At 64.3% G+C, this 7,940-nt stretch carries 5 protein-coding genes; 2 read left to right on the top strand and 3 right to left on the bottom strand.

What is annotated here, in order from left to right:
- Positions 1–923: 923 nt before the first annotated feature.
- Entirely contained in the window at positions 924–1,118 is a 195-nt protein-coding gene (locus tag C2L80_RS06480; RefSeq protein ID WP_087196483.1) for a DUF6724 family protein, read from the top strand.
- A gap of 610 nt (positions 1,119–1,728) precedes the next feature.
- Positions 1,729–2,619: a PfkB family carbohydrate kinase gene (locus C2L80_RS06475; RefSeq protein ID WP_092198752.1), complete on the top strand. Its 891-nt coding sequence runs from the start codon at positions 1,729–1,731 to the stop codon at positions 2,617–2,619.
- A gap of 288 nt (positions 2,620–2,907) precedes the next feature.
- Here C2L80_RS06475 and C2L80_RS06470 read toward each other — a convergent pair whose 3' ends face one another.
- The 3 genes from C2L80_RS06470 to C2L80_RS06460 all read right to left on the bottom strand — a co-directional run bounded on the left by C2L80_RS06470 (position 2,908) and on the right by C2L80_RS06460 (position 7,775).
- Positions 2,908–4,308: an ATP-binding protein gene (locus C2L80_RS06470; protein ID WP_103262871.1), complete on the bottom strand. Its 1,401-nt coding sequence runs from the start codon at positions 4,306–4,308 to the stop codon at positions 2,908–2,910.
- A 306-nt stretch (positions 4,309–4,614) separates the two neighbouring features.
- Positions 4,615–5,517: an acetamidase/formamidase family protein gene (locus tag C2L80_RS06465; RefSeq protein ID WP_087198664.1), complete on the bottom strand. Its 903-nt coding sequence runs from the start codon at positions 5,515–5,517 to the stop codon at positions 4,615–4,617.
- A 308-nt stretch (positions 5,518–5,825) separates the two neighbouring features.
- On the bottom strand, positions 5,826–7,775 hold the full coding sequence (locus C2L80_RS06460; protein ID WP_092200523.1) for a serine/threonine-protein kinase: 1,950 nt from the start codon (positions 7,773–7,775) through the stop codon (positions 5,826–5,828).
- Positions 7,776–7,940 lie beyond the last annotated feature (165 nt).

The following is a 7,940-nucleotide window of genomic DNA, read 5'->3' as shown; positions in this document are numbered from 1 at the left end:
GGTACCGGGAGGGGAGGCTGAAGGCGTTCGACGAGGGAGGGCGCAAGGTGTACGATACGATAGCCGGCCGCAGGAGGCGGCTGGGGCTGGCCGCCTAGGCCGTCCGGAAAAACGTCCGCACCCCCATTTCGGTCAAATATTCCGAAAAATTGTTCTATTCGTTACCGCGACTTATTGAGTGAAGGCTATCACGGTACAATATTGTCGAATAGATTCGGATTTCTTACCGCAACACGCAAGCCCATCTGCGATGCGCGGACGCCCTCGACTCGGTGTGCCGTTGGGGTGCAGGATCTTTGCGACGCGAGACTATCTACGGCGTGCGAACGCCCTCCACTCCCTGGCCCGCGGCGCACGGATAAAGGCGATGCGGAAAGCAACAACCAGGAGAAGCGTGGCGCGAACAGGCTTTCTTCACCAAAAGCCCTCGTCAGAACTGCGCCGTTGAATCGATGTCGCAGCCGTCCGATGCAACACGCAGCACGGCGAACTCGCATGCGAAGCGCCGAGCAACGAACCTTGCCGAAAGGGGCGCCGGGCCTCTTCGCAAACGCAAACGGCCGATCGGAACCCGTGATGCTAGATTTTGCAAGTCGCACTTCCGCGAGCACGCCAATCCTGCTCACTTGCCAAGAGAAAGCAAAACGGGGAACGGAAGGCAGAGGGCAGAGGGCGATGTCCGATGGCTAATGTCCAGTGCCCAATAGCTAATGTCCAGTGCCCAATAGCTAATGTCCAGTGCCCAATAGCTAATGTCCAGTGTCCGATGTCCGATACCCGATGGCAAAAGGACGAAGGGGTAGAGAATGAAGAGATATCGAAACCCTCCCCCGGAGGATTGACCGGGCATAGTATACTCTAACGCGTCAAACGAGCAGACCCGTGAAAATCACGGTGGATCGAGACGGGATAACGAGGTAACCATGGATTTCGGAGCGCTGTACGACTTTCTCTTCAACACCTACGCGGGCATCGGCTGCCTGGTGGGAGCGGGGCTCGTCATCAGCCTGATCGCGTGCGTCATCATGGAGCGCCGTACGCGCAAGACCTTCGTCGACCGGCAGGGCGATGAAGACGACTGGTCGTTTTTCGACGACGAGGACGACGAGGACAAGTAGTCCCTCTCCCGCTCGCGCCCTCGGCGGCGCTCGCGTCCGCACCCGCTGCCCGCCGCCTGCCGAACGCGTTCGCCGCACGCGTTCACCGCGCCGCAACGCCCGCGCCCGTCGCACCGCCGCCCGTGCCTGTCGCACCCTCGACAGCACTCGCGCCTGTCGCACCGCCGTCTGCCACCGTTTGCCGCCCGCGCCGTAACGCCCGCCCCGCCGCCGTTCGCTGTCTGCCGCACGCGTCTGCCGCGCCGCAATGCCATCTGCCTGCCGCACCGCCGCCCGCGCCCTCGGCAGCGCCCGCTCTGCCCTCTCGCCGCCCGCGCCGCCCCAACACCGCCGCCGTCTGCCGCCCGCGCCGTTCCAACGCCGCCGCCGTCTGCCACCCGCGCCACCTCCCGCGCCTGTCGCGCCCTCGGCGGCGCCCGCGCCTGTCGCCGTCTGCCGCCTGCGCCGCCTCCTCTCGCCGCCCGCGCCTGTTTCGTCAACCGAAATGCGCTCTCGTCACACGCCCGACACATACCTGTCGTAGGATAAGCTTTCCATCGCCGCCCTTCCTGTCGCGCGCTGGCAGGGCGGCGGCGCATCGTCCGGAATATCGCGAGAAAGGCCAGACTCCATGAACCCTGAGAACACGCCCGCAACGCACCTCTACCGCCGCGAAGGCGCCTACATCCCCCGCGTGGCCGCCGTGCACGACCTGTGCGGATACGGAAAGTGCTCGCTCGGCGTGGCCATCCCGGTGCTGTCGGCCGCCGGCTGCGACGTGTGCCCCGTGCCGACGGGCCTGTTCTCGTCGCACACCGCCTTCCCCGGCTGGTACATGCACGACACCACCGACATGCTGGCCGACTACCTGGCGGCATGGGGGAAGATCGGCGTGGAGATCGACGCCGTGTACTCGGGCTTTTTGGGCGCGCCCGAGCAGGTGGACCGCATCCGCGATCTGTACGCGATGTACCCGGACGCCTTGCGCGTGGTGGACCCGGTCATGGCCGACCACGGCGCGGTGTACCCCACCTACACGCCGGAGCTCTGCAATGCCATGGCCGAACTGGCCTGCGGCGCGGACATCCTCACGCCGAACCTCACCGAAGCCGCCATCATCCTGGGCGAGCCCATCGGCGAGAACTGGGCCGGCACCGACATCTCCGACGAGGAGGCACGCCGCCTAGTGGACGCGCTCGTGGCGAAGGGCGCCAAGCACGTGGTGCTGAAGGGCATCCAACGCGAGGGCGAGACGAGCATCCGCAACTTCGTGGGCGGCGAGGGCATGGACACGGTGGAGGTGCACAACGAGTACGTGCCCTACCTGCTGCACGGCACGGGCGACCTGTACGCATCGTGCCTGATGGCAGCCGTCATGGCTGGCCACTCGCTCGAAGAAGCCGTGCGCTTCGCCGGCGATTTCGTGCACGATGCCATGATCGTGAGCGCGCAGCAGCCCGCATTCCAGGCGCGCGGCGTGAGCTTCGAGCCTCTGCTGGGGAAGGTGTGCGAACTGCTGTAAAAAGCCGCGCCTCAACGACCAAAGCGCTCCGGAGCCCCACGTCCGGAGCGCTTTGTCTTTTCGCTTCCCCATTTGGCTCCTATCTTTCCTGATCGATTTCTCTGCGAGAGAGCGCCCGCAGGATAGACGGAGCCCTCTTGTGCGAACGTTTCGCCAGATACTCGAATCCGGTTTCGGAGCATAAATGAATCCGGTTTTAGAGGATGAAACGTTACGGGGTTATAAAAGCCGTACTCGCGCCGCGGAGCGCTTACGTCTCGCTGCAAAAACTATGGTGACTGTAAGAGACTACCCTTCTACAAGCAGCAGATCCTCGCGCGAGGCTGCTTCGGCACGGAGCTCATCCGTGAACCCTGCGATACTGAAGAGAACATACCAGTCTGCGCGATCCCCTTTGTGCCATGGAACGCGCGCCGCCCTCTGCTCGAGCGACCGCAGGACGTTGAGGCCCACGGAGCCTTTCCAAAACTTGCATTCCGCGAAAACAGCATTTCTCCCCTGATCATCAAGGCCAAGCACGTCAATCTCAACATCGCCGACACCCCACCAGCGTCCAACCTTCTGCAACGAAAACGGCCATACGTCGTCGGCCGACAACTGCCACATATGGTCGCGGCACACATCCTCGTACACGAAAGCGGCTTGGCTGTCGAGGAAGTTGGCTCGGATTGTCTCCATGACCTTTTCGGGATGACCCGACTCGATGAGTCCGAGATTCGGAAACACAAACTTGAACCAGAACAGAAGGAAGTTGTCCTTCAGTCGATACAACCCCTTTTTGCTTTTCTGAGGGTTATCCTCGGTCACCGGCACTTCGCGCTCAAGAACATCCAGGTCGGAGAGGACTTTGAGATACTTTGTAAGACTGGTCTGTTTAACCTCCAGAGCCGCAGCAATGTTGCCCAATTTGCGGTTACCTGCAGCGATTGCCTTGATGATGGAGAAGTAACTGCCCACATCCCCCACCTCTTTTTGGAGGAGGAATTGCGGCTCGTCGTACAGAAAGCTGCTGGTGTCGAGCACATTGCGCTCGATAGCCTTGTAGATATCGCCCGCGCCGTCAAACAGCTCGATGTATTTGGGGACACCGCCCGTTACGCTGTAAAACTCGATGAGCGCGCGCCGATCTTTGCCAGGAAAGAACTCCCTGTAGCATGAAAACGGCAGCTGCCCCATCTTCATCTGAGCCGTGCGGCGACCGTACAAAGGGCTCGCGTACGAAAGCGTTTGATCCACCATCATCGAGATCAGAGAGCCGCAAACAACCAGCATCACATTGCGATTTTTCAGCGTCGTGTCCCAGATGCGCTGCATGACAGATGGAAAAGCTGCATTCGCCTTTCCGAGATACTGGAATTCATCGAGCACGAGTACGAGGCGCTCGCCTCCCGGCATCGACGAGGCGGTCAAGCGATCGAAGAGGTCCTCCCATCTGTCAACGGTGGCGTTTCGCAGGAGCGAATCATTTGTGAACTCGGCCACTGCATTTTTGAATGCGGCGCGGTTTTGAGCCTCGGATTCTTCGGTCGCAAGGAAGTAGAGGGCGTGCTTGTCTTTGATAAACTCAGCGAGCAGCGTGGTTTTGCCAACGCGACGTCGCCCGTACATCACAACAAAAGACGCTGATGAGCGCTCGTATTCTCGCTGGAGCGCCGCTCGTTCGCGATCTCTGTCTATGAAGTTGGCCATTTTGTTCCACCCGCCTTATGTCCGAAGCGTTGTTGCTAATATTATACTATAAGGTATTATACTTGAAAGTATAATATGGTGATCGTTTGCTAAGAAGGTGTTACTGAACTGCACTTTTAGCGATTCTCTCACCGAAATGCACCACGTTTGCTCTGTTTTCCAACTGGCAGGCAAAGCCAACCTGTCGGAAGATGCGACGAGGCGCGCCGGATGGACGCGCCTCGCGGGGTGGGCTCGCCAGGTGGGCACGACACGCCGGATGGGCGCGCCTCGCAGGACAGAGTACAGCGCAGTCGATGGCCGAGGCTACAGCGCGAAGCCGAGAGCGTCCAGCACGTACTTCGGCACCATGAAGCGCACGGTTTTCTGTGGATCCACCATCTGGCACACCCGCACATCGGCGACAAGCGACAGCAGCATGACCAGCTCGTCGACCGCGACGCCCGTGCGATCGTGCAGCAAATCCACCATCTCGTGCACGGCGCGGTCGGCCGCCGCGTCAAGCGATTCGGCTGACGCGATGATGCCCAGATGCGTGGCGTTCTCGATGACAGGGTCGGCCAGGTGCAGCTCGGGCAGCGCCGTCAGCGTGACCGTGGCCCAGCCCGCCACCTCCGCGCCCGACACGCTCACCTCGCCGTCGCCCATGGCCGCGTGCATGTCGCCGCAGCCGAACAGCGCGCCTTCCACCGCCACCGGGAAGTACAGCGAAGCGCCCGTGGTGACGGCGATGGTGTCCATGTTGCCGCCGTGGCTACCGGGCGTGCCGCAGTTCACCGACTCGCCCGCCGGCGCGACGCCAATCACGCCGATCATGGGGTTGAGCGGGATGGACAGCCTGTCGCTCCAAACAAGCGCGCCGGCCTCGGCATCGACGGCGCACAGGTGCGTGCTCCACGCGTCGAAGCGGTCACCGCACACGCCCTCGTCCTTGCCCGTGCACGACACGGTCTGCGCGTCCAGCTCGATGTTCTCGATGGCCACCTTGAGCGCGCCTCCGGGCACGGCCCCCTCCACGTACACAGGGCCGGTGGCCGGGTTGATGCGATCCCAGTCGATCTCGTCCAGCACGTCGTCGGGCGACTGCACCTGGTTGCCGAAGCAGTCCTGCGTGCGGATGCGCACCGTCTCGCCCGATTTCACCGTCAGCGCGGGCTCCGCATCGCGCGAAAACGCGAACAGCACGCGCTCGTCGCTCAGTTCCTGCATAGGGACATCCTTTCTCCGATATCTTGCTGGAGCCCATAGTACTACGGGAAAGCGCAGCGCGGGAGCGGCTCTTGCGCTGCCCTTGTCCTTTTCGAGAGACGTAAGGAACGGGTACATACCCGCCTCAATACGTCGACGCAGCTTGCCTCTGTCAAACCGCCATTGAAGCGAGCCTGCGCCCGTCGCGCCCTCGCACCCGCGCCCGCGCGTCTGCCCGCGCACCTGCGCCCGTACGCCCGCGCGTCCGCTCGCGCACCTGCGCCCGTACGCCCGCCCTGCCCGCATCATCCCTGCGCGCTTCGCGGATGCTACGCCTCCTCTTCTTCAGAGCCCTCCTCGTAGCGCGCAGGTCCCGGCACTAAAACGCAGACAAGCAGCACAGCGACGACGGGAACGGCGGTTCCTGCGAGATTGCGCACGGACGGCATCCAGGTCAGGCCGTCCGACGCCACCCAAGCTGCCGCGCAGATGCCCGCCGCCAGCACCGATGCGGCGCAGATCGCGCCGAACACCGCGAACGCGCGCGTGCGCCGTCGCCGCACCACCGCACATGCGAACGCCGCCACAGGCCAGCTGGCCGCCACGCACCAAAACGCCGGCTGCACGAGCATCGAGCCGAGGACGGCTTGCACGCCAGCGCCGTCGAACGCGACTGCGGCGTGCGCGGGCGCGTCCCACCCCAAGAGCGACCCCGTTCCGAACGCCGCCAGAATCGCGGCAACCACCAGGGAAAACGCAGCCGTCGCGAACGCGCGGGCAGGAGGCAGGCACAAGCCCGCCGCAAGCGGCGCGAACTGGCCGCCGCCCAGCGCGCCGCCCAGAGGCGCCGTCAAAGCGGCGTTCGCCTCGGCATCGCCCTCCCGTCCGACGAAGTACCACCAAGCAGCCGTGGCCGCCATCAGCACACATCCCACAGCCGGCGCCTCCTGCACGATGAGCGCCACGCCCAGCGCGCTATACGACAGCAGCGCGCCCAGGTGCGGCCTGAGCGCGCCCGCGAGGGCGACCAGCGCCAACAGCCCCCAGAACAGCGGGTTGTCCAATCCGCTTGCCTGCGGAATGTTCCCCAACGCCACGAACGCGACGAACGCCGAGCCCAACGCGCCGAACACCCGCGCAGCCGCCCGTCGATGCCATGGCATGATGCGCTCGCGCAGCGGCGGGCGCGGCTCGCGCGGAGCGGGGGCCGGCTCGTCGTCGGCCTCTTCCTCGTCGGCATAGCCCACGATGGCGGCCAGCTCGCGAGCGCCGCGCTTCGGGTCGCCCAGGAAGGGCTCCATCTCCTCGGCGAATTCCGCGACGTTGTCGTAGCGCTCCTCGCGGTCGGGGTCGAGCGCGCAGAAGATCACGTCGTCGACCGCCGGATCGAGCTCCTCCCAACACAAAGATGGCAGCACGAGCTCGGCGTCCTCGATGGCCGCCTCGGCCCGCACGAGGTCGGGAGCGAGAAAGGGGTTCTCGCCCGCCAGCATCTCATAGGTCACCGAGGCGAGCGCCCATTCGTCGCAACGCGCGTCGAGGCTTTCCTGCCGCATCTGCTCAAGCGGCATGTATCCGATGGTGCCGCCGCCCGCCGCACCGAATCCCGAGGTGCCAGCAAGCACGGCCAGGCCGAAGTCGGTCACCTTCACCTGGCCCTGGCGGTTGATGAGCACGTTGTCGGGCTTGATGTCCAAGTGCAGAACCTGGTTGTCGTGCGCCACCTCGAGCGCATGCGACACCGCCGCGAACACGGCGGCCACCACGTTGAGCGAGAGCCGATCGTCGAAGCGCTCGAGCAACTCGGACAGCGTGATGCCGTCCACGTACTCCATGATGAGGTAGGCCGTGGAGCCCTGCACCTCGAAATCGTACACGGTCACGATGTTGGCGTCGGACAGCAGCGCCGCCGTGCGCGCCTCGTCGAGGCCGGGCACGCGCGCGAGCGAGCGTGCCGAAGGGTCGTCGCTGAACATGCTGACGGAGCGGCCCATCTGGTCGAACAGCGCCGTCTCGTCATCGTCTGAAAACGTGGGGGAATCAAGGTCGTCAGGGTCGGCCTTCCAGGTGGAACCGCGGGCATCGAAAGGGTCGGCCGCATCGCTTGGGTCGCCCGACGCCACGCGCGCCGCATCCACCTCGTCAAGGCCGATGCACTTGATGGCCACCTTGCGCTGAATGCGCGTGTCCCATGCCACCTGCACCGTGCCGAAGCCGCCCGTCCCCGCCTCGGCGATGGGTCGATAGCGATCCAATATGAGCTGTCGGTTGCGCGCCATGCTGCCATTATAGGGGAGATGCGGCCCGAACGAGCGCGGCGATGCGCCGCAGGGCGTCCGGCGACGCCTCACGGGTGGTCGTCCGGCGCGCCGCATGCCGCTGCGTGCCGCCCCGCATGCGGCCTCGTGCGCGCGAACGGGCCGATTTTGGCCACGAAACCGAGT

This window comes from Rubneribacter badeniensis (genome assembly GCF_002899695.1).
GTDB classification, from domain to species: Bacteria; Actinomycetota; Coriobacteriia; order Coriobacteriales; family Eggerthellaceae; genus Rubneribacter; species Rubneribacter badeniensis.
This window is presented reverse-complemented; position numbering and strand designations above follow the sequence as displayed.

Coding starts and splice junctions, on each gene's coding strand:
- C2L80_RS06480 (WP_087196483.1), top strand. CDS start 924: ATGGATTTCGGAGCGCTGTACGACTTTCTCTTCAACACCTACGCGGGC.
- C2L80_RS06475 (WP_092198752.1), top strand. CDS start 1,729: ATGAACCCTGAGAACACGCCCGCAACGCACCTCTACCGCCGCGAAGGC.
- C2L80_RS06470 (WP_103262871.1), bottom strand. CDS start 4,308: ATGGCCAACTTCATAGACAGAGATCGCGAACGAGCGGCGCTCCAGCGA.
- C2L80_RS06465 (WP_087198664.1), bottom strand. CDS start 5,517: ATGCAGGAACTGAGCGACGAGCGCGTGCTGTTCGCGTTTTCGCGCGAT.
- C2L80_RS06460 (WP_092200523.1), bottom strand. CDS start 7,775: ATGGCGCGCAACCGACAGCTCATATTGGATCGCTATCGACCCATCGCC.